General features: G+C 72.4%; 18 protein-coding genes. 9 read left to right on the top strand and 9 right to left on the bottom strand.

Going from position 1 to position 21710, the window contains the following annotated elements; genetic code table 11:
• Nucleotides 1–42: 42 nt before the first annotated feature.
• Nucleotides 43–564: a VOC family protein gene (locus CLT75_RS01030; protein ID WP_030501751.1), complete on the bottom strand. Its 522-nt coding sequence runs from the start codon at nucleotides 562–564 to the stop codon at nucleotides 43–45.
• A gap of 50 nt (nucleotides 565–614) precedes the next feature.
• Between CLT75_RS01030 and CLT75_RS01025 the strand changes: the two genes are divergently transcribed.
• Both CLT75_RS01025 and CLT75_RS01020 read left to right on the top strand, forming a co-directional pair.
• Nucleotides 615–1085: a MarR family transcriptional regulator gene (locus tag CLT75_RS01025; RefSeq protein WP_135243867.1), complete on the top strand. Its 471-nt coding sequence runs from the start codon at nucleotides 615–617 to the stop codon at nucleotides 1083–1085.
• A 48-nt stretch (nucleotides 1086–1133) separates the two neighbouring features.
• Complete coding sequence (locus tag CLT75_RS01020; RefSeq protein WP_135239050.1) at nucleotides 1134–2696, top strand: tetratricopeptide repeat protein; 1563 nt, start codon at nucleotides 1134–1136, stop codon at nucleotides 2694–2696.
• A 4-nt stretch (nucleotides 2697–2700) separates the two neighbouring features.
• Here CLT75_RS01020 and CLT75_RS01015 read toward each other — a convergent pair whose 3' ends face one another.
• Together CLT75_RS01015 and CLT75_RS01010 are read right to left on the bottom strand one after the other, a co-directional pair.
• Nucleotides 2701–4104: a sensor histidine kinase gene (locus tag CLT75_RS01015; protein WP_135239049.1), complete on the bottom strand. Its 1404-nt coding sequence runs from the start codon at nucleotides 4102–4104 to the stop codon at nucleotides 2701–2703.
• Complete coding sequence (locus tag CLT75_RS01010; RefSeq protein ID WP_135239048.1) at nucleotides 4101–4757, bottom strand: response regulator transcription factor; 657 nt, start codon at nucleotides 4755–4757, stop codon at nucleotides 4101–4103. Before CLT75_RS01010 ends, CLT75_RS01015 begins: the two co-directional genes overlap by 4 nt.
• Nucleotides 4758–4852: 95 nt before the next feature.
• On the opposite strand from CLT75_RS01010, the gene CLT75_RS01005 reads away from it, so the two are divergent.
• Nucleotides 4853–5974: a sigma-E factor regulatory protein RseB domain-containing protein gene (locus CLT75_RS01005; RefSeq protein WP_135239047.1), complete on the top strand. Its 1122-nt coding sequence runs from the start codon at nucleotides 4853–4855 to the stop codon at nucleotides 5972–5974.
• A gap of 241 nt (nucleotides 5975–6215) precedes the next feature.
• The gene (locus tag CLT75_RS01000; protein ID WP_486485322.1) at nucleotides 6216–8435 is read left to right on the top strand and encodes a HelD family protein; all 2220 of its coding nucleotides are present in this window, start codon (nucleotides 6216–6218) and stop codon (nucleotides 8433–8435) included.
• A gap of 139 nt (nucleotides 8436–8574) precedes the next feature.
• Here the strand turns inward: CLT75_RS01000 and CLT75_RS00995 are convergent, their stop codons facing one another.
• Nucleotides 8575–8997: a hypothetical protein gene (locus CLT75_RS00995; protein ID WP_167796860.1), complete on the bottom strand. Its 423-nt coding sequence runs from the start codon at nucleotides 8995–8997 to the stop codon at nucleotides 8575–8577.
• Between the two features lie 284 nt (nucleotides 8998–9281).
• Between CLT75_RS00995 and CLT75_RS00985 the strand changes: the two genes are divergently transcribed.
• Nucleotides 9282–9656, top strand: a complete 375-nt coding sequence (locus tag CLT75_RS00985) for a hypothetical protein (RefSeq protein ID WP_036343163.1) — start codon at nucleotides 9282–9284, stop codon at nucleotides 9654–9656.
• Nucleotides 9657–9717: 61 nt separating this feature from the next.
• Here CLT75_RS00985 and CLT75_RS00980 read toward each other — a convergent pair whose 3' ends face one another.
• The 3 genes from CLT75_RS00980 to CLT75_RS00970 all read right to left on the bottom strand — a co-directional run bounded on the left by CLT75_RS00980 (nucleotide 9718) and on the right by CLT75_RS00970 (nucleotide 13628).
• A complete protein-coding gene (locus CLT75_RS00980) occupies nucleotides 9718–10704 on the bottom strand; it encodes a sporulation protein (protein ID WP_135239045.1) in 987 nt (328 codons plus the stop codon).
• A 102-nt stretch (nucleotides 10705–10806) separates the two neighbouring features.
• Complete coding sequence (locus CLT75_RS00975) at nucleotides 10807–11583, bottom strand: DeoR/GlpR family DNA-binding transcription regulator (protein WP_135239044.1); 777 nt, start codon at nucleotides 11581–11583, stop codon at nucleotides 10807–10809.
• A 35-nt stretch (nucleotides 11584–11618) separates the two neighbouring features.
• Nucleotides 11619–13628 carry a beta-galactosidase gene (locus tag CLT75_RS00970; protein WP_135239043.1) on the bottom strand — a complete coding sequence of 670 codons (2010 nt, stop codon included), beginning with the start codon at nucleotides 13626–13628 and terminating at the stop codon, nucleotides 11619–11621.
• Nucleotides 13629–13907: 279 nt separating this feature from the next.
• Here CLT75_RS00970 and CLT75_RS00965 point away from each other — a divergent pair, with 279 nt between their 5' ends.
• Genes CLT75_RS00965 through CLT75_RS00950 form a run of 4 tightly spaced genes read left to right on the top strand, consistent with a single transcriptional unit; the run spans nucleotide 13908 to nucleotide 19336 of the window.
• Complete coding sequence (locus tag CLT75_RS00965) at nucleotides 13908–15239, top strand: ABC transporter substrate-binding protein (RefSeq protein ID WP_135239042.1); 1332 nt, start codon at nucleotides 13908–13910, stop codon at nucleotides 15237–15239.
• Between the two features lie 22 nt (nucleotides 15240–15261).
• The gene (locus tag CLT75_RS00960; protein ID WP_135239041.1) at nucleotides 15262–16218 is read left to right on the top strand and encodes a carbohydrate ABC transporter permease; all 957 of its coding nucleotides are present in this window, start codon (nucleotides 15262–15264) and stop codon (nucleotides 16216–16218) included.
• Nucleotides 16215–17096: a carbohydrate ABC transporter permease gene (locus tag CLT75_RS00955; RefSeq protein ID WP_047894230.1), complete on the top strand. Its 882-nt coding sequence runs from the start codon at nucleotides 16215–16217 to the stop codon at nucleotides 17094–17096. The genes CLT75_RS00960 and CLT75_RS00955 overlap by 4 nt, the downstream gene beginning before the upstream one ends.
• Nucleotides 17093–19336 (top strand): alpha-galactosidase, encoded by a 2244-nt coding sequence (locus CLT75_RS00950; RefSeq protein WP_135239040.1) that lies wholly within the window; start codon nucleotides 17093–17095, stop codon nucleotides 19334–19336. Before CLT75_RS00955 ends, CLT75_RS00950 begins: the two co-directional genes overlap by 4 nt.
• Before the next feature lie 66 nt (nucleotides 19337–19402).
• Here the strand turns inward: CLT75_RS00950 and CLT75_RS00945 are convergent, their stop codons facing one another.
• On the bottom strand, nucleotides 19403–19936 hold the full coding sequence (locus CLT75_RS00945; RefSeq protein ID WP_135239039.1) for a hypothetical protein: 534 nt from the start codon (nucleotides 19934–19936) through the stop codon (nucleotides 19403–19405).
• Nucleotides 19937–20237: 301 nt separating this feature from the next.
• Nucleotides 20238–21626 (bottom strand): cellulase family glycosylhydrolase, encoded by a 1389-nt coding sequence (locus tag CLT75_RS00940; protein WP_135239038.1) that lies wholly within the window; start codon nucleotides 21624–21626, stop codon nucleotides 20238–20240.
• Between the last annotated feature and the right edge of the window lie 84 nt (nucleotides 21627–21710).

The following is a 21710-nucleotide window of genomic DNA, read 5'->3' as shown; positions in this document are numbered from 1 at the left end:
GTTTCTACCGCACGGCACGGCGGGCCCGGCAGTGAACCCCGCTCAGACCGGGACGGAGATGCCCACGCCGCCGCGGGTCTGCCCGCCGTAGCGCTGCCGCTCACGGTCGAGGTCGAGCCGCCCGATGCGGGTCCGCGCGGCGAGCGCGGCGTCGTCCAGCAGGTCGGCCGGGACGATCCAGACGATCTCGAACTCCAGCCCGTCCGGGTCGCGGCCGTAGAGGCTCTTGGTGGTGCCGTGGTCGGACGCGCCGACCAGCGCTCCGGCGGCGGAGAGCCGCTCGGCGGTCGCGCCCAGCTCGTCGAGCGTGTCCAGTTCCCAGGCCAGGTGGTAGAGCCCGACGGTGGCCCGGCCGGCCTGGGACGCCCCGGCCGCCGCGCCGATCTCGAACAGGCCGAGGTCGTGGTCGTTGGTGGAGTCGGGCGCCTGGAGGAAGGCGGCGCCGCGGAAGCCCTCGGGCGTCATCGGGACCCGGCGGAAGCCCAGCACGTCGCGGTAGAAGGCGACGCTGCGTTCCAGGTCACTGACGTAGAGGACGGCGTGGTTGAGTCGGTGGATGCCCATGCCGTCGACCGTACCCCGCTTTTGTTGAGCGTTCAACTATTGGCGGTATGATGGGCGTCATGACCCGGTGGCTGGACCCCGACGAACAGCGGACCTGGCGGGCCTTCCTGACCGCCTCCCGAGGGCTGATGGAGACGCTCGACCGCGAGCTGCAACGCGATGCGGGCATGCCGCACGCGTACTACGAGATCCTGGTCCGCCTCTCCGAGGCCCCCGGCCGGCGGCTGCGGATGAGCGAGCTGGCCGAGCTGACCGGCTCGTCGCGCAGCCGGCTCTCCCACGCCGCCGCCCGGCTGGAGACGTCCGGATGGATCCGCCGGGAGGACTGCCCCACCGACCGGCGCGGGCAGGTCGCCGTGCTCACCGACGAGGGCTTCGCCACCCTGGCCGCCGCCGCGCCCGGCCACGTCGAAGGCGTACGCCGGCACCTGTTCGACGCGCTCAGCCCGGCCCAGGTCGACCAGCTCCGCCGGATCAGCGAGACGCTCGCCGACCACCTGACGGATTCGGGACCAAACTGATCCACTCCGGGTCTTGTACATACCGTCGCCGGACGAGCACGATGGGGCGTGTCCTCCGGCTTCGCTGACCTGACCGTCCAGGCGCACCAACTGGTGTCCGAAGGCGACCTCACCGGCGCGGAACGGCTGCTCGCCGACGCGCTCAGCAACGCCGATCCCCGCCCCGGCAACGCCTCCCCCGAGCTGGCCGAGGCGGCCGGGCTCCAGGCCAAGGTGCTCGTCGCGCTCGGCGAGCCGCACTCCGCCCGCGGCTGGGCCGCGTTCGCGTACGCGGCCGCCACCCGGCTGTACGGCCGCTCCGACGAGCGCACCGTCACCGCCGCCGCGACGCTCGCCGCGGTGCTGCACCGGGTCGGCAGCGACGCCCGGGCCGCCCGGCTCTACTCCGACGTCATCATCGAGCTGACCGCCCGCGACGGCCCGGAGTCGCAGCAGGTGCTGGCCGCGCACGCCGATCTGGCCACCGTGGAGTACGCGCGCGGCCAGTGCGAGGTGGCCCGCGACCGGTTGCAGGACGCCTGGGAGCTGCACCGGGAGGTGTACGGCGACGGCCACCCCAGCGGCATCAAGATGCTGGCGAAACTCGGCGCGATGGAACGCGACTGCGGCCGGTACGCCGACTCGCACGAGCACCTGACGCTCGCCGAGGAGCTGTGCCGCCTGCACCTGGACTTCGACGACCCGCTCGCCGCCCAGGTGGCGGCGCTGGCCCGCGCCGCCGCCGACCCGGACCACGTCTGCCCCGCGCCCGCCCCCGCTCCCGAGCCGCCGCCCGCGCGGACCACGCCCGTGGTGCCCGCCGCGCGGGTCCCCCCGCCCGCCGAAGGGCCGCACGACCTGCCGCCCTACAGTCCGCCCGCGCTGGACGAACCGGTCGAGACGCCGCTCTACCACCCGCCCGGACGCGCCGCCGAGACCGCGCACGTGCCGACGCCGCGTACCGCGCCGGAGGCCGACGGGTTCGACGACTACCCGTGGCCGCCAGACGACCCGGCCGAGCAGCCGTGGCGACCGGGCGCGGACCCGCTGCCGCCCACTGTGGTCGGGCTCGCCGACGACCAGCCCGACGGGGTACGCCGCGTGCCGCCACCACCGCCCGAGCCGCCGTCGCGCTACCTGCCGGTGCACGTGCCCCGGCCACCGGCGGCCGAGCGGCGCGCCCGGCCCTGGCTGCCGCTCGTGGTGCTCGGCGTGACGGTGGCGCTGCTGCTCGGCACCATCGCGGTGATCGCCGGTGTGTCCCGGGTGGACGACGGCCGCGGCATCCCGCCACCGGCCTCCAGCGCGCCGGCGCCGACCTCCGCCGCTCCCGCGCCGTCCACCCCCGCCGCTGCCAAGCCCGGCACGCCGCCCGGACGGCTCACCCTCACCGACCGGCGCGACAGCATCGTGCTGAGCTGGACGTACCCGGCCGGCGCGGAGGGACCGGTGGTGGTCGCCGGGGGCCGGGCCGGGCAGCCGCAGGGCACGTTCGCGACGCTGCCCGCCGGGTCGGCCGACTACATCGCCTACGGGCTCGACCGCACCACCGACTACTGCTTCACCGTGGCGCTCGTCTGGTCGACCGACAGCGTCGCCCGCACCGGGCCGGTCTGCACGAAACGCCGCTGACCGCTCACTCCGGCTCGGGCTCGGCCAGCGCGGGCAGCCGTACCGTCGCCCGCAGCCCCGGCGCGGCGGCGCCCGGCGTCGCGTCGGCCAGCTCCACCGTGCCACCGGCCCGGCGCACCAGCTCGCGCACGATGGCCAGGCCCAGGCCCGCGCCGCCCGCGTCGCGGGCCCGCGCGTCGTCGAGCCGGGTGAACCGGGCGAACACCCGCTCCCGGTCCGCCGCCGGTATGCCCGGCCCGTCGTCGGTCACCGTGACCAGGTGGTACGCCCCGTCCGGCCCGCTCACCGCCAGGTCCACGGCCGAGGACGCGTGCCGCAGCGCGTTGTCCACCAGGTTCACCAGCACCCGGCGCAGCTCCCCCGCGTCCCCCTCCACCCACCGGGGCGCGTCCGGCGGCGTCAGCCGCACCGGCGGCGACGGATAGCGGGCGGCCACCGTCCGCAGCAGCTCCCCCAGCTCCACCGGGCCGACCGGGGACGGCCGGGCGTCCTGCTCGTCGAGGCGGGCAAGCAGCAGCAGGTCGTCCACCAGGCGGCTCAGCCGCTCGGTGTCGGCGAGCAGGTCGTCGGCGACCGCCGGCCAGTCCGTGTCGTCGCCGAGACGCCGGGCCACCTCCAGCTCGGTGCGCATGTTCGTCAGCGGGCTGCGCAGCTCGTGCGCGGCGTCGGCGACGAACGCCCGCTGCCGGTCCCGGGACGCGGCCAGCCGGTCCAGCATGTCGTTGAGCGTGACCGCGAGCCGGTGGATCTCGTCCTGCCCGGCCGGTACCGGCAGCCGCTCCGCCCCGGCCCGCCCGGTGATCTCGGCGGCGCCGCTGCGCAACTGCTCGACCGGCCTAAGCGTCGCGCCCACCACCCGCCAGGCCACCACACCGAGCCCCGCCACCAGCAGCGGGAAGCCGACGAGCAGCAGGTTGCGGACCACGTTCAGGCTGTGCCGCACGTCGGTGAGCGACTTGGCCACAAGCACCGTACGCGGCTCCTGCGCTGTGCCGGCCGGCACCGTGACCACCCGGACCGGGCCGGGCATCCCGGCGCGCCGCCCGTCGACCACCAGCCGCTGCCGCTGCCCGGGACGCAGCTCGTCCGGGCCGAGCATCGGCACCAGGCGGTCCGCGTCGATCGAGGCGGCCCGGATCCGGCCCTGCGCGTCGACCACCTGCACCCGCAACTGCCCGCCCGCGACCGGCAGCGGGTCCGGCAGCGCGTCCTCGGCGGCCAGCAACGCGACCGCGTCGGCGGTACGCAGCGCCTCCTCGTCGGCCGAGCGTTGCAGCGTCCAGCCCAGCGCGCCCAGCAGCAGCGTCCCGCCGAACGCGAACCCGACCGCCAGCCCCAGCACGCCCAGCGCGAGCAGCCGGGCCCGCAGGCCCAGCCGCGGCAGCGGGCCGCGTATCCACCGGCTCATGTGGCCAGCCGGTAACCGGCGCCGCGTACCGTCTCCAGCCGCTCCCGGCCGATCTTGCGGCGCAGATAGCCGACGTAGACCTCCACCGCGTTCGGCGCGGTGTCGACCGAGGCGTCCCAGACGTGGTCCAGCAGCTCGGTCTTCGAGACCACCTCGCCGGGACGGCGCATCAGGTAGTCCAGCAGCGCGTACTCCCGGCTGGTCAGCACCACCTCGGCGTCGGCCCGGGTGACCCGGCGGCGGGCCGGATCCAGGCGCAGGTCACCGACGGTGAGCACGGTCGGCCGCCGGGGCGCGCCGCGGCGCAGCAACGCCCGCAGGCGGGCCAGCAGCACCACGTACGAGAAGGGCTTGGTCAGGTAGTCGTCGGCGCCGCAGTCCAGGCCGTCGGCCTGGTCGTACTCGCCGTCCTTGGCCGACAGCATCAGCACCGGCAGCCAGCGCTGCTCGGCGCGCAGCCGGCGCACCACCTCGTAGCCGGACAGGCCCGGCAGCATCACGTCGAGGATCATCGCGTCGTACTCGCCGTGCCGGGCCGCGTCCAGCCCGGCCGGGCCGGTAGCAGCCACGTCGACCACGAAACCCTCCGCCGACAGGCCCCGGCGCAGCGCCGCCGCGAGCCGCGTCTCGTCCTCCACCACCAGCAACCGCACCGGTCCAGGGTGCCACCATGGGGTCACCCGTAGGGGATCTCCTCAGCGTGGTCACAGCGACGGTCGCGCAGCATGGAGCGCAGGAGGTGCACACTATGTCAGTGATGAAGAACCGCGCCGTGCTGCGCTGGCTGGTCCCGGTGACCGCGGGGGTCGCCGTGATCGGCGGTGGCGCCGCCGTCGGCACGTTCGCCGCCGGCGCCGACCCGGCGCTGCCGCCGCGCAGCGCCGCCCAGCTCCTGGAAGACCTGCGCACGTCCCGCCTGGACGGGCTCTCCGGCACCGTGGTGCAGCGCGCCGATCTGGGCCTGCCGCCGATCGCCGCGCTCGCCGGCCAGGCCACCGGCAACGACCTGGCCGGTCTGGTGTCGGGTACGCACACGCTGCGCGTCTGGTACGGCGGCGAGGACCGGCAGCGGCTCGCGCTCGTCGACACGCTCGGCGAGCAGGACATCCTGCGCAACGGGCGGGACGTCTGGACCTGGAACAGCCGGGAGAACACCGCCACGCACCGGAAGCTGCCTGCTGACGCGCCGGACCGGGCCAGGGTGCCGGCCACCCCGGCCGACGCCGCGGACCGGGCGCTGGAGGCGATCGACCCGACCACCGCGGTCACCGTCGGCCGCACGGCCACCGTCGCCGGGCGGGACGCGTACGAGTTGGTGCTCACGCCGCGCGACAAGGCGTCACTCGTCCACCAGGTCCGGATCGCGCTGGACGCGAAGGAGCACGTGCCGCTGCGTCTGCAGGTGCTCGCCGACGGCCAGGACGAGCCGGCGTTCCAGGTGGCGTTCACCCAGGTCGACTTCCGCACGCCGGAGGCCGACCAGTTCCGGTTCAACCCGCCGCCCGGTGTGAAGGTCACCGAGGCGACCGAGGGCGACCGGCCCGGACCGGCGGGTAAGCGGTTCGACCGGAAGGACGCCGAGAAGCCGGACGTGCGTACCGTCGGCACCGGCTGGACCACGGTGGTGGTCGCCAAGATCGGCGATGCGGCGACCGGCGGTGGCGCGAAGCCCGGCGCGAAGCCCGGCGCGGACGCGCCGGATGCCCAGATGCTGGCCGGCGTGCTCGGTGACCTGCCGAAGGTCAGCGGCGACTGGGGCAGCGGCCGGCTGCTCAGCGGCAAGCTGTTCAGCGTGCTGCTCACCGACGACGGCCGGGTGATCGCCGGTCTGGTCACGCCGGAGCGGCTCTACGAGGCGGCAAAGGGCTGAGAATCGCCGTGCCCGGGGCTCGGTCGGCTGACGCCGGCCGGGCCCCGAGTCGTGTCCGGGCTTGGTCGGGTGGCTGCCGACGCGCTATCTTTCTCAGTTCAGGCACAAAAAAGGAATGGCTTCTGAATGCCATTCCTGCGGCAATTTTAGTCAATGAGGAGCCGGATTGTCAACGCACTCCGACGTGTCGGCTGACCTGCGCCAGGACGACGAGATCGGCCGGGAGCAGGAATACGTCTCGATGCTGTACGACCGGCTGGACGGCATGCGGGAACAGGCCGCCCGGCGGCTCGACGAGGAGTTGCGCCACACCGGCGGCACGCAGCAGGCCCGCTCGCAGCGCGACTCGACAGTGGCGATGTACGCCGACCAGGTCGAGCAGTTCTCCGCGGTGGAGAGCGGCCTGTGCTTCGGCCGCCTCGACGGCGACGACGGCGCGGTCCGCTACATCGGCCGGATCGGGATCTTCGACTCGTCCGGCGACTACGATCCGCTGCTGATGGACTGGCGCGCCCCGGCCGCCCGGCCGTTCTACCTGGCCACCGCCGCCAACCCGCAGGGCGTACGCCGCCGGCGGCACCTGCGCACCCGGGACCGGAAGGTGACCGGGCTCAACGACGAGGTGCTGGACATCGCCGCCGCCTCCCCCACCGCGCACGAGGAGCTGACCGGCGAGGCGTCGCTGCTCGCCGCGCTCAACGCCGGGCGTACCGGCCGGATGCGCGACATCGTCGAGACCATCCAGGCCGAGCAGGACCGGATCATCCGCGCCGACCTGCCGGGCGTGATGGTGGTGCAGGGCGGGCCCGGCACCGGCAAGACGGCCGTGGCGCTGCACCGGGCCGCGTACCTGCTCTACACCCACCGCCAGCAGCTCTCCACCCGGGGCGTGCTGCTGGTCGGCCCGAACGCCACGTTCCTGCGCTACATCTCCCAGGTGCTGCCGACGCTGGCCGAGACCGGCGTGCTGCTGCGTACCCAGGCCGACCTGTTCCCCGGGGTACACGCCCGCCGCGCGGAGCCGGCCACCACCGCGGCGCTCAAGGGCCGCGCGGTGCTGGCCGAGGTGCTGGCCGCCGCGGTCCGCGACCGGCAGTGGGTGCCCGACGAGCCGGTCACCATCGAACTGCCGCAGCGGGAGGTGCTGACGCTCGACCCGGAGACCGTGCGGCAGGCCCGCGACCGGGTACGCCGCACCGGCCGCCCGCACAACCTGGCCCGTGCCCTGTTCGACGTGGAGATCGTGCACGCGCTCGCCGACCAGGTGGCCGAACGGATCGGCGCCGACCCGCTGGGCGGGGAGAACCTGCTCTCCGAGGCCGACCGCGCGGAGATCCGCCGCGAGCTGCGCGAGGAACCGGAGATCCGGGCCGCGCTGGACGAGCTGTGGCCGGTGCTGACCCCGCAGCGCCTGCTCGCCGACCTGTACGCCTCGCCCGAGCGGATCGCCACCGCCGCGCCGATGCTCACCGACGACGAGCGGGCCGCGCTGCACCGCGAGCCGGGCGGCTGGACGCCCGCCGACGTGCCGCTGCTCGATGAGGCCGCCGAACTGCTCGGCGAGGACGAGCGCGCCGCCGTGGCCCGCCGGGAGCGGATCCGGGCGCTGGAACGCGAGTACGCCGAGGGCGTGCTGGAGATCTGGCGCGGCTCCCGCTCCATCGACGTCGAGGACGAGGCGGACGGCGGTGAGATCCTCGGCGTCACCGACCTGATCGACGCCGACCGGCTCTCCGAACGGCAGGAGGAGTCCGACCGGCTCACCACCGCCCAGCGCGCCGCCGCCGACCGCACCTGGGCGTTCGGGCACGTCATCGTCGACGAGGCGCAGGAGCTGTCGCCGATGGCGTGGCGGCTGCTGATGCGCCGCTGCCCGAGCCGGTCCATGACGATCGTCGGGGACGTGGCGCAGACCGGCGCGCTCGCGGGCACGCCGTCGTGGGGCGAGGCGCTGGCGCCGTACGTGGCGGACCGGTGGCGGCTGGAGGAGCTGACGGTCAGCTACCGCACCCCGGCCGAGATCATGGCGGTCGCCGCCGACGTGCTGGCCGAGATCGACCCGGCGCTGCGGCCACCCCGCTCGGTACGCGCCACCGGCGTACCGCCGTGGGACCGGACCGTACCGGCGGACCGGCTCGTGACGGAGCTGGTCGAGTCGACGGCCCGAGAGGCCGCGTCGCTCGGTGACGGGCGGCTCGGCGTGCTGGTGCCGACCGGCCGGGTGGCCGAGCTGGGCGGCGCGGTGGTGGCGGCACTGCCGGAGGCGACGGTGGGCGAGCAGCCGGAACTGGCGAACCGGATCGTGGTGCTGACCACCGAGCAGGCGAAGGGCCTGGAGTTCGACTCGGTGCTGGTGGTGGACCCGGCCCGCATCGTCTCCGAGTCCCCCAGGGGCCACAGCGACCTCTACGTGGCCCTGACAAGAGCCACCCAGCGCCTAGGTATCCTCCGCACCCCCTGACTCCCCTGTCCCACCCCGTTGATCTTGCACTTTCGGCCCCCGCGAAACGCGCCTTTCGGACATCTCGGGGGCCGGAAGTGCAAGATCGGCGAGCAGAAGGGGGCGGCCGGCGGCCGCCCCCTTCTGTCTTCGGTGCCGGTCAGCCTGGGTTGGGGCGGTTGTTGGTGAAGTTGCCCACCTGGGCACCGGTGGCCGAGTTGTCGCTCGTGGAGCTGCCGGCCGGGGTGCTCAGGCCACCCGTACTCGCGTCACCGGTCGTCGTCGGGGCCACCTTGCCCGGGTGCTTCTCGGGCTGCCGGGCCACCCGGCGCACACTCGCCGGCCCCGCCGTACCGCCGGTCGTGGTCACCGCGCCCTGGCCCCGGGTCGGTCCGCCGTCGCGCAGCACCGTCGGGTCGACGGGTACGTCAGCCGGGTCGTCCGGGTCGAGTTCCTGCCGCATCCGCTCCACGTCGGTCTGCGGCACCGTGACCTCGTCCAGCGCGCCCTCGCCGTACACGCCTCCGGCGACCCGCTGCTCGGCCCGCCGGGCGGCGTCCTGCCGCATGTCGTCCTCACGCACGTCAACCACCTCGCAGCTCTCTCGGGGTATCGGTGGTGCGTGCCCGAGGGCGGGTGGCTGAAACCGGAACCGGCGGCGGGAGGCCCGGTGTGCGACCGGATGTCCGGTTCCGGCGCGAGCCGAGCGCGACGGGCATTCGACGGTGACCGGCGGTTACCTTGTCTCCGGCCCCGGGTAGACCCAGGGTGCCCCCGCCACCGAGCGCGAACCGCGCCGTGGCCGACCTGCGGTAGCGGGGCGAGGGTGTGCAGGTTAACGACTCATCAAATCCTGAGGAGGACCAGATGAGCACGCAGGCTGCATCCACCAGGCCGATGAACCGGCCGATGTCCGACGTCCAGAACCGGTCGAGCATGCAGGACACGTCGACCCGGCACATGCCGTCGATGCACGACGGTCACCGGGAGAACATGCCGTCCCCGGGTACGGAGACGAAGCAGGCGTTCCTGACCACCGAGTTCTGGGTGTACGCCGCAGCGGTCGCGGTCGTCGTGATCGCCGCGTTCTGGCGAGGCGCCGCCACCAACGGGCTGAACATCAACAACCCGAACCAGGCGTGGTGGTACCTGACCGCGCTGACCGGCGCGTACCTGGTCAGCCGTGGCCTGTCGAAGGCGGGCAGCGCGCGCCGCTCCGGCAAGGAGCGCCGCGGACGTTGACCGCACGCCGCGCGAACGGCGACGCCCCCGGGATCCGTCCCGGGGGCGTCGTCGCGTCTGCTCACTCCTCGCCGAAGTCCCCGAAGTCGTCGCCGCCGTCGAACGCCTCGTCGAGCATCTCCCCGGCGATCATGCCGCCGGCGACACCCAGCGCGGCGCCCGCGACCACGCCGCCCATGCCCGGGCCGCGCCGCCCGTGGCCGGCGTAGCCGTGGTGACCCGGGTAGCCGTGGCCGCCGTGCGGCATGCCGAAGCCCTGCGCCCGCATGCTGCCGTAACGGCCGGTGGTCTCCCGCAGCCAGCCGTCGACGACCTGCACCCAGTCGGTGCGGGAGGCGTCGCTGTGCGGGACCGAGTAGCGGCCGATGACGTCGTGCCCGGGGCTGAGGAAGCCGCCGCGCTTGTCGCACTCCAGGATCACCTCGACGCCCCGCTCGCTGGTCACGAACGTCAGCTCGACCTCGGTGACCGTCTGCGCGTACTGCGGCGCGGCGAAGAACTCGATCTCCTGGTAGAACGGCAGCGTCTGCGGTACGCCGTAGATGTGGCCGCGCTCCAGGTCGGCGTGCTTGAACCGGAAGCCCAGCGCCTGGAACGCGTCGAGGATCCGCTCGTGGACCGGCAGCGGGTGCACCGACACCTGGTCCAGGTCCGACTTGTCGACGGCGCGGGCCACCGCCAGTTCGGTGCGCAGGCCCATCGTCATGCCGTGCAGGCGCTGGCCGTACACGTCGGTGATCGGGGTCTCCCACGGCACCGGCATCTGGAACGGGATGGAGAGCTGCTGCTTCGGGGCCAGCTCGAAGGCGCCGCTGACCGGCATCCGGTGGAACTCCATCACGCCCGCGAACTCGTGGTCGCCGCTCTCGATCTCGACCTGGGTCACCAGACCGATGGTGATCTGCTCGATCCGGGCCGGTGCCTCACCGCCGACCAGGTTCACGTGCCCGTCCAGGGCCAGGCCCGGGCGGGTGTTCGGGTTGCTGAGCACCGTGTCGACGCTCGGGCCACCCACGCCGAACGCGCTCAACATCTTCTTGAAGACCATCGGTCACTCCCGTGCGACTGCGCTCCGACATGGACCGTCGGGCACTCGTCACGGCACCCTAGACGGCGGGGCTGAGAAGTGGCTGTGAGGCAGGTGGCGGGCTCAGTCGGCGCGTACCACCACCAGCTCGCCGACCTGCTCGCCGAGCTGCCGGCGGGCCTCCGGCGGCAGGCCGCCGTCGGTGATCAGCACGTCGGCCTCCTCCAGCGGCGCGATGGTGGCGATGCCGATGGTCTCCCACTTGGTGTGATCGGCCAGCACCACCAGCCGGCGCGCGGACCCGATGAGCCGCCGGTTCACCGCCGCCTCCAGCAGGTTGGGCGTGGTGAACCCGGTACGCGGGCTCATCCCGTGCACGCCCAGGAACAGCAGGTCCACGTTGAGGGCGGCGATGGCCGCCTCGGCGACCGGGCCGGTCAGCGCGTCCGACGGGGTACGGATGCCGCCGGTCAGCACCACCGTCTGGTCGGCGCGGGGGTTCTGGTAGAGCGCGTCGGCCACCGGGATCGAGTTGGTGACCACCGTCAGCCCGCGTACCTCGGCCAGCCGGGCGGCCAGCGCGGCGGTGGTGGTGCCGGCGGACAGCGCCACCGCCATCCCGGGTTCGACCAGGCCGGCGGCCCGCTCCACGATGGCGCGTTTCTCGGCCTGCTGGCGTACCGACTTGGCGGCGAAGCCGGGCTCCTCGGTGGAACCGGGTCCGGCGAGCGTCGCGCCGCCGTGCACCTTGTCGATCAGGCCGCGTTCGGCCAGCACCTCCAGGTCGCGACGGATCGTCATGTCGGACACTCCGAAGCGGCTGACCAGGTGACTGACCCGGACGCCGCCGCTCTGGCGGATCAACTCCAGGATGGCGCTCTGCCGTTGCTGGGCGAGCATGGGGGACCTCCTCGGCGCGAACGGCAGGGTACCGGTCAGGCGGTCGCGGGCACCGGCGCGGGCTCCTCGCGGACCACCGCCACCTCACCCGCCGGCACCTCGAGCTCGCCGTCGCACCGGACGCCGCCGAGCAACTCGGTGCCGGTGACCGCCAGCCGGGCCGGCTCGGTGGTGTGGTTGACCACGAACAGCCAGCTCCGGTCCGCCGAGCGGCGGCGGACCACCTCCACCCCGGGCGGCGCGCCCACCGGCGGACGGACACCCGTCTCGTCGAGCAACCGGGCCACCAGCCGGTCGGTGGCGTCGTCGTCGAGCCGGGTGCCGACATACCAGGCCGCGCCCGCGCCCACTGCGCGCCGAGTCAGCGCCGGCGCGCCGGGCAGGGGCCCGTCGGTGTACGCGGCCAGCACGTCCGCGCCCTCGGCGTGCAGCCACTCGGTCCACACGTCGGCGCGGGCGCCGTCGTCGAGGCGTACCGTCTCGCCCTCCCGCAGCGGGAAGAACTCCTCGACGCGTACGCCGAGCAGGTCGCGGAACGCGCCGGGATAGCCGCCGAGCCGGATGTGGTCGTGCTCGTCGACGATGCCGCTGAAGTAGGTGACCACGGCCGTGCCGCCCGCCTCCACGAACCGGCGCAGCGCGTCGGCGTCGGCGTCGCGGACGAGGTAGAGCGTGGGCACCACGACGAGCCGGTAGCGGGACAGGTCGGCCGACGGGTGCACCACGTCGGCGGTGACCCCGGCCCGCCAGAGCGCGGCGTGCAGCGCGGACAGCCGGTCGGTGTAGGTGACGTCGACGCTCGGATGGGAGTCGAGTTCGGCGCCCCACCAGGCCTCGTAGTCGAACAGGATCGCCACGTCGGCCTCGACGCGGCTGCCGCGTACCTCGGCGAGCGCGCGCAGGTCGGCGCCGAGCCGGCAGACCTCGCGGAACACCTTGGTGTCCGGCCCGGCGTGCGGGACCAGCGCGGAGTGGAACTTCTCCGCGCCGGCCCGGGAGGCCCGCCACTGGAAGAACAGCACCCCGTCGGCGCCGCGCGCGACGTGGGCGAGGCTGTTGCGGCGCATCTGGCCGGGCGTCTTCGCCACGTTGCGGGGCTGCCAGTTGACGGCACTGGTGGAGTGCTCCATCAGCAGCCACGGCGCACCGCCGGCGACGCCCCGGGTGTGGTCGGCGGCCAGCGCCAGGTTGACCTGCGGCTGCGGGTCGGCGGCGGTGAGGTAGTGGTCGTTGGCTACCACGTCCACGTCGGAGGCCCAGGAGTGGTAGTCCAGGTACTTGATGCCGGTGCCGATCATGAAGTTCGTGGTGACCGGCTGCGGGACGAGCCGGTTCAGCAGCTCCCTCTCGGCGCGCAGCTGGGCGCGCTGCTCGTCGGAGGAGAACCGCAGGAAGTCCAGCTGCTGGGTCGGGTTGGCGAACGTCGGCGCGGTACGCGGCGGGTTGATCTCGGCCCAGTCGTGGTAGCGCTGGCTCCAGAAGGCGGTGCCCCAGGCGGCGTTGAGCGAGTCCAGGTCGCCGTAGCGCTCGCGCAGCCAGCCGCGGAACGCCTCGGCGCTGACGTCGCAGTAGCAGTGCACGTTGTGGCAGCCGAGTTCGTTGGAGACGTGCCAGAGCACCACGGCGGGGTGTCGCGCGTAGCGGCGGGCGACGGCCTCGACCAGGGCGAGCGAGTGGTCCCGGAACACCGGCGAGCTGGGGCAGTACGCCTGCCGGCCGCCGGGCCAGAGCACCGTGCCGTCGGCCAGGCGGGGCAGCGTCTCCGGGTGCCGGTGCGCCAGCCACGGTGGCGGGCTGGCGGTGGCGGTGGCCAGGTCGACGCTGATGCCGCCGTCGTGCAGCAGGTCGATCGCCCGGTCCAGCCAGTCGAAGACGTACCGGCCGGGGGTGGGTTCGATCAGGGCCCAGGAGAAGATGCCGACCGAGACCAGGTTGACCCCGGCGCGTCGCATGAGGTCGACGTCCTCGGCCCACGTCTGCTCGGGCCACTGCTCCGGGTTGTAGTCGGCGCCGTACCAGATGCCCTCGCCGTGCCAGTTCCGCATGACAGCAGAGGGTGCCCCCGAACAGCACCCAAGTCAACACTTTCCAACATCGACTGAAGTTCCAACGTTTACCAGCTCTTTGCCCTGCCTTGCCGCCAACAGCGTCGTCTTTTTGCCCTCTTGACAGCGCCGCGCCAAGGGGTAGCTTCAAGCGCCACCGGCTGTTTGTGTTCGGACATGTGGATTCTCGGTGGATCTGCCACTGCCGACACGAACACCGCTCACCGCCAACGATCACGGTCCATGAGCGCAGCGCACCTCTTCCACGCAGGAGGCACCATGTCCCGTCCCCGCTCGCAAGCCGAATACCTCGCCCGGCTCGTACCCCCGTCCGTCGCCGGCCTGAACCGGCGCTCGCTGCTCGCCGGCGCGGCCGGCGCGGGGACGCTGCTCGGCACCGGACTGCTCGCCGGCTGCGGCGACTCCGACTCCGGGTCCGGCGGCGACGCCAAGAGCGTCTCGCTCGGCTCGAACCAGTCCGACCCGAAGCCCAAGGACGTCGTCGCGAAGGTGATGGACGGCTTCAAGACGTCCTCCGGCGTGACCGTCGACATCAACACGGTCGACCACAACACGTTCCAGGAGAACATCAACAACTACCTGCAGGGCAAGCCGGACGACGTGTTCACCTGGTTCGCCGGCTACCGGATGCGCTTCTTCGCCGCCAAGGGCCTGGCCGGTGACCTCAGCGACGTGTGGGGCAAGCTCGACGGCTACTCCGACGCGTTCAAGAAGGCGTCCACAGGCGACGACGGCAAGCAGTACTTCGTACCGGCGTCGTACTACCCGTGGGCCGTCTTCTACCGCAAGTCGGTGTGGCAGCAGCGCGGCTACGAGGTGCCGAAGACGCTGGACGACCTCAACACGCTCGGCGCGCGGATGAAGAAGGACGGCCTGAACCCGATCGCGTTCGCCGACAAGGACGGCTGGCCGGCGATGGGCACGTTCGACATCCTCAACCTGCGGATCAACGGCTACCAGTTCCACATCGACCTGATGGCCGGCAAGGAGGCGTGGACCTCCGACAAGGTGAAGAAGGTCTTCGACACCTGGGCCGGGCTGCTCCCCCTGCACCAGCCGGACTCGCTCGGCCGCACCTGGCAGGAGGCCGCGCAGTCGCTGCAGCAGAAGAAGAGCGGCATGTACCTGCTCGGCCTGTTCGTCGGCCAGCAGTTCAGCGGCGCCGACCTGGAGGACCTGGACTTCTTCACGTTCCCCGAGATCGACTCCACGATCGGCGCGAAGGCGCTGGACGCCCCGATCGACGGCTACATGATGGCCCGCAAGCCGAAGTCCAAGGACGCCGCGCAGAAGCTGCTGACGTACCTGGGCTCGAAGGAGGCCGCGGACATCACCGTCAAGAACGACCCGAGCACGCTTGTCGCCAACAGCGGCGCGGACACCGGCGCCTACACGGCGCTGCAGAAGAAGGCCGCCGAGCTGGTCGGCTCCGCCACCGAGATCGCCCAGTTCCTCGACCGGGACACCCGGCCGGACTTCGCCTCCACCGTGATGATCCCGGCGCTGCAGCAGTTCATCAAGGACCCGAAGGACATCAGCGGGCTGCTCACCAGCATCGAGAACCAGAAGAAGTCGATCTTCACCAGCTGACGGCGGAAGGGGGAAGGACATCATGTCCGACCTGCCCCTGATCCAAGCGGATCGCGCCGTGCCGCCGCCGGCCGCGACCACCACCAAGCGTGGTCGCGGCCGCCGGCTACGGCTCCTGTCCCGCACCGACCGCGTGGTGATCACGCTGATGGTGCTGGTACCCCTGTTGCTCGTCACCGGGCTGGTCTGGCTGCCCGCGGTGGCGACCGTGCTGCTCTCCGGCACGAACTGGGACGGCATCGGCCCGATCAGCGAGATCGAGTGGGTCGGGGCCAAGAACTACGACGACGTGGTGAACATCTACCCGCCGTTCGTCCCCGCCGTACAGAACAACCTGCTCTGGCTGGCCGCCCTGTTCGTGGTGGCCACCCCGTTCGGCATGTTCCTCGCCGTACTGCTGGACAAGGAACTGCGCGGCAGCCGTTTCTACCAGACGGCGCTCTACCTGCCTGTGGTGCTGTCGCTGGCGCTCATCGGCTTCGTCTGGCAGCTCATCTACAGCCGCGACCAGGGGCTGCTCAACGGCGTGTTCGGCGGCGACACCGACTGGTACGGCGACCCGGACGTCAACATCTGGGCCGTCCTGGTGGCGGCCGGCTGGCGGCACGTCGGCTACATCATGCTGCTCTACCTGGCCGGCCTCAAGGGCGTCGACCCGTCGTTGCGCGAGGCCGCCGCGGTCGACGGCTCCTCGGAGACGAGCACGTTCTTCCGGGTCGTCTTCCCGGTGATGCGCCCCATCAACATCATCGTGCTGGTGGTGACGGTGATCGAGTCGCTGCGCGCGTTCGACCTGGTCTGGGTCATCAACAAGGGCCGCAACGGGCTGGAACTGATCTCCGCGCTGGTCACCCAGAACGTGGTGGGCGAGGCCAGCCGGATCGGCTTCGGCTCCGCGCTGGCGACCATCATGCTGGCCGTCTCGCTGGTCTTCATCACCATCTACCTCTGGACCGTGATGCGGGAGGACAAGCGATGACCGCCGTCTCCGCCGGCCGCCGCCGCCCCGTGCGGCCCGCCCGGGTCGTCCTGCACCTGTTCCTGGGTACGGTCGCCGTGGGCTGGCTGTTCCCCATCCTCTGGGCGGTGCTCACGTCGTTCCGCTCCTACGAGTACACGGCCGCCAACGGCTACGTGTCGCTCGGCGGCTGGACTATCGACAACTACGTCACCGCCTGGCGTACCGCCGAGTTCGGCAAGCACTTCCTCAACTCGGCGTACATCACCGTCCCGGCGGTGCTGCTCACGCTGTTCCTCGCCTCCTGCGTGGCGTTCGTGATCGCCCGGTTCAGCTGGAAGCTCAACATTGCGCTGCTCGGCCTGTTCACCGCGGCGAACCTGCTGCCGCAGCAGGCCCTGCTCATCCCGCTGTTCCGGATGTTCACCGAGATCCCGCTGCCGGCCTGGATGAGCGACTCGGAGCTGCTGTACGACAGCTACTGGGGGCTGATCCTGGTCAACGTCGCGTTCCAGTGCGGCTTCTGCGTGTTCGTGCTCAGCAACTACATGAAGGCGCTGCCGCACGAGCTGTACGAGGCCGCGATGGTCGACGGGGCGAACGTGTGGCGGCAGTACTGGCAGGTGACGATGCCGCTGTGCCGCCCGGCGCTCGCCGCCCTCGCGACGCTGGAGGTGACCTGGATCTACAACGAGTTCTTCTGGGCCACGGTGCTCATGCGGACCGGCGACAAGTTCCCGGTCACCAGTTCGCTGAACAACCTGCGCGGCGAGTTCTTCACCGACAACAACCTGGTCTCGGCCGGTTCGGTGCTGGTCGCGATCCCCACCCTGGTGATCTTCTTCCTGCTCCAGAAGCAGTTCGTCCGGGGTCTGACGCTGGGAGCCTCCAAGGGATGACGATCGTCCACCTGCGCCGCGCGCGGACCAGCCTGGTGCTCGACGCCCGCGGCCCGGGGCTGCCCCGGGTCGTGCACTGGGGCGCCGACCTCGGCCCACTGCCCGACGGGGATCTGCCCGCGCTCGTCGACGCCACCGTGCCACCCGTCGTGCCGAGCAGCTTCGACACGCCCACAGTGCTGTCGCTGCTGCCCGAGGCGAGCGCCGGGTGGAGCGGGCGGCCCGGTCTCGCCGGTCACCGCGACGGCCGGGACTGGTCCACCGCGTTCCGCCTGATCGACCTCGACGTGCACGACGAGCCGTCCCCGCACGACGGCTCGTCCGGCACGCCCGCTCCGGGCGGCGTGGCCTCCGGCAGGGAGGCGGTGCGCGTATCCGATGAGGAGCGGAACCACGACGGGGCCGGTGCCGCGCGGGTGACGGTGCGGACGGCGGACCCGGGCGTGGGGCTGAGCCTGACCGTCGAGATCACGCTGGACGCGGCGGGCGTGCTGACGCTGCGGCACCGGCTGCGCAACGATGGCGTCGGCCGGTACGAGGTGCGGGAGCTGACGCCGGTGCTGCCGGTGCCGGCGGTCGCCACCGAACTGCTCGACCTGACCGGCCGCTGGTGCCGGGAACGCGCGCCGCAGCGGCACCCGTGGCCGATGGGCGCCTGGGTACGCGAGGGACGGCACGGCCGTACCGGCCACGACGCCACATTGCTGCTGGTCGCCGGCACGTCCGGGTTCGGCTTCCGGCACGGCGAGGTGTGGGCGGTGCACACCGCGTGGAGCGGCGACCACGTCACCGCCGCCGAACGCCGCCCCACAGGTGAGTCCACGCTCGGCGGCGGTGAGCTGCTCGCACCCGGCGAGATCGTGCTCGGGCCGGGCGACGAGTACGCGACTCCCCTGCTCTACGCGGCCCACTCGGCCGACGGGCTGGACGGGCTCAGCGACGCGCTGCACACGCACCTGCGGGCCCGCCCGTCGCACCCGCGCACGCCGCGGCCGGTGACGCTGAACGTGTGGGAGGCGGTCTACTTCGACCACGACCTGGACCGGCTGCGGGCGCTCGCCGACCGGGCCGCCGAGGTCGGGGTGGAACGCTTCGTGCTGGACGACGGCTGGTTCCGCGGCCGGCGGCACGACCAGGCCGGGCTCGGTGACTGGTGGGTCGACGGCGAGGTCTGGCCGGACGGGTTGCAGCCGCTGATCGACCACGTACGCGGGCACGGCATGCAGTTCGGGCTCTGGGTGGAACCGGAGATGGTCAACCCCGACTCCGACCTGTTCCGCGCCCACCCCGACTGGGTGCTCCAGGCGCCGGGCCGGCTGCCGCGACCGTGGCGGCACCAGCAGGTGCTCGACCTGGCCCACCCGGACGCGTACGCGTACCTGCTCGAACGGCTCGACGCGGTGCTGAGCGAGCACGACGGGCTCGCGTACCTGAAGTGGGACCACAACCGCGACCTCACCGAGGCCGGGCACGCCGGACGGCCGGGTGTGCACGCGCAGACCCTCGCGGTCTACCGGCTGCTGGACGAGCTGCGCGCCCGGCACCCGGACGTCGAGATCGAGAGCTGCTCCTCCGGTGGCGCCCGGGTCGACCTGGAGATCCTGCGCCGCACCGACCGGGTGTGGGCCAGCGACTGCAACGACGCGCTGGAACGGCTGTCCATCCAGCGCTGGACCGGCCTGCTGCTGCCGCCGGAACTGATCGGCACGCACATCGGCCCGGAACGCTCGCACACCACGCACCGCGTACATGACCTGAGCTTCCGCGCGGTCACCGCGCTGTTCGGCCACCACGGCATCGAGTGGGACATCAGCGCGATCGACGCCGGCGAGCGGGCCGAACTCGCCGCCTGGGTGGCGCTGCACAAGCGGCTGCGCCCGCTGCTGCACACCGGCCGGGTGGTCCGGGTGGACCACCCGGACCCGGCCGTGCAGGCCCACGGCGTGGTCGCCCACGACAACTCCCATGCGGTGTACGCGATCAGCCGGGTCGCCACCTCCGCGGCGCAGGTGCCGGGTCCGGTACGGCTGCCGGGGCTGGACCCGCGGCGGCGCTACCGGGTCCGCCCGCCCGCCGGGGTGCCGGAACCGGCGCTACTGGAGCTGTCCCCGCCGGGCTGGCTGGCCTGGCCGGGCGACGGGATCACGGTGAGCGGTTCGGTGCTGGGCACGGTCGGCGTTCAGCTCCCCGCCCTGCACCCCGAACAGGCCCTCCTCGTGGAGGTCACCGTCGTTGACTGAGAGACGCCGGCAGCGGTGACCGGTCCGTTCAACCGCGGGCGCCTACGCGCCCGGGACGTTCGTGGGTCACCGGCGCCGCCGCGGGACGCGGGTCGAGGTGGCCGCAACCCCACCGACCAATGGATGGGTCACGGCGGCCGGGCCGGACTCGCCGGTCGAGCGCCACAGCTCGTGGAGCGTGGGCCACCAGTCGGGGTGGCTCTCCACCACCTCGACCAGGACGGGGCTCTGCTCCAGCATGTGCGCGGGCCACCGGTGCCAGGAGTGGGCGAATCGGAAGTCGGGCAGCAGCCCGGCCACCTGCAGCTCGCACTCCAGCACGTCCGCGAGTAGCTCCGCGAGGGTGATCACGACGGACCGGTCGGTGTCGGTCGGCGCGGAGGGCTTCCGGTCGAAGAAGTATGCGCGAAGCGGCGGATTCTCCAACAGACGGTCGTGCCAGGCGCGAGACAGATTGTTCACTTCCATCAGCGCGGTGGCCGAGCCGATGCCGTTGTTGATGCGGCTCTGCTTCGCCACCTCCCGCGTCTGCACCGCGGAGAAGCACAACGACACCGCGACCAGCAGCAGACTGACGAAGCCCAGAATCGTTTCCCACATGTCCCCGCCCTTCAAGGAGTACGACTTCCCTCACGCTAAGCAGAGAGCGCAACACCCTGAGTTACCAACTTCCGGCCGCGTTCCTCCCGGCGCCAATCAGCGGTCCGGCCGCCCTCAGGCGGCGGCGCGACGGACGGTGTCCCGCAGGGCCACGGCCACTGCGGCGAACAGGGCCGCGCCGCACCCACCGCCCACCGCCCACCCGCCCATCCCGTCTCACCCCGTTGATCAAGGAGTTCGTGTCACCGTCGAGGTCCGATCGGGACACGAACTCCTTGATCACGCCACTAGGGGGTACGGGTCAGGCGGGGGTGCAGGTTACGGCGGGGGTGGAATTAGTGCCCTGCCAGGTGCCGATGAAGCCGAACGTGGTGCTCGCGCCGGCGCCGAGGCGGCCGTTGTAGTCGACGTTGCGGGCGGTGTACGCCGACCCGCTGTTGCTGACGCTCGCGTTCCACGCCTGGGTGACGGACTGGCCGTTGGCGAACGTCCAGCGCACCGTCCAGCCGGTGATCGCGGCGGCTCCGGCGGTCACCTTGACCTCGCCCTGGAAGCCGCCCTGCCACGAGTTGCCCACGGTGTAGGTGGCGGTGCAGCCACCGGACGGCGGGGGCGTGGTGGGCGGCGGCGGGGTCGGGCTGACCGTCGGGCTGGTCGTCGGGCTGACGGTGGGGCTGACCGTCGGGCTGGCGGTCGGGGTGCTGCCGGCGTACACCGACGCCTCGCGGGACGTGGCGGCGATGCCGTTGGCGCCGTTGAAGATCCGCTGACCCCAGCTGGTGAGCTGGGCCGGGTTGAACGCGGTGGTCATGTCCAGGTACTCCACGCCGCCGCCGTTGCCGCTCCACGACCAGCCGAGGTAGCCGATGCCGTTGGCCTGGGCGTACGCCATGATGGCGTCCTCGTCGGGGTTGCCGTCGGAGTGGTTGAAGCCGAACTCGCCGACCACGATCGGCAGCCCGGCGGTACGGAACCGGCCCAGGTAGTCGCTGATCTCGGCGGCGGTGTCGAACACGCCGTACATGTGGATGGAGAAGACGGTGTTGCGCTGCGCGTCGGCGGCGAACACGGTGCCGGCGTTGTCGCGCATGGTGAACGTCCAGTCCTGGCCCCAGTTCGGCGCGTCCACCATGATCGTGTGGGTCAGGCCGGCGGCGCGCAGCCGCTTGATCGCGTTCGAGGTGTCGGTGGTCCAGGCGCTGTAGCCCTGGTTGCCGAACGGCTCGTTGCCGATGTTGACGATGACGTACTTCTCCTGGCCCGTGAGCACGTCGGCGATACTCAGCCAGTAGTCGGTGGCCTTCGCAAGCGAGGCGGCGGCGCCCTCCTCGCCGTACCCGGTGGTGTCGTGCACCTCCAGCACACAGATCAGCCGGTTGGCCTTGCACAGCGAGATCACGTTCGCCACGTCGGCGGCGCTGTTCTTCGTCCAGCGGTCGCCGCTGGACAGGACCACCCGGACGGTGTTCGCGCCGAGCGCCTTGATGTCGGCGAAGGAGCTGGTCTGCTGCGGGTACCAGGTGTGCGCGTGGTTGACGCCGCGCATCACGAACTCGACGCCGTTGGCGTCGTAGAGCCGCCCGTTGGAGACGGAGAACCCGGTGGCGGCGTGGGCCGGCTGCCCGAGGGCGAAGACGGCGGCGAGGGCCGTCAGCAGGGCGGCGCCCGCGACGGAGAGCAGTTTCTTCATGGCTGTCCTCAGGGGAAGGTCTCCCCCGTGCCCGAGCGGGGGTGCGGTGACGGTGACGAGGTGGTGGCGACTGAGCCCGGTAGC

The sequence above is a fragment of the Micromonospora sp. CNZ285 genome, assembly GCF_004637285.1.
This window is presented reverse-complemented; position numbering and strand designations above follow the sequence as displayed.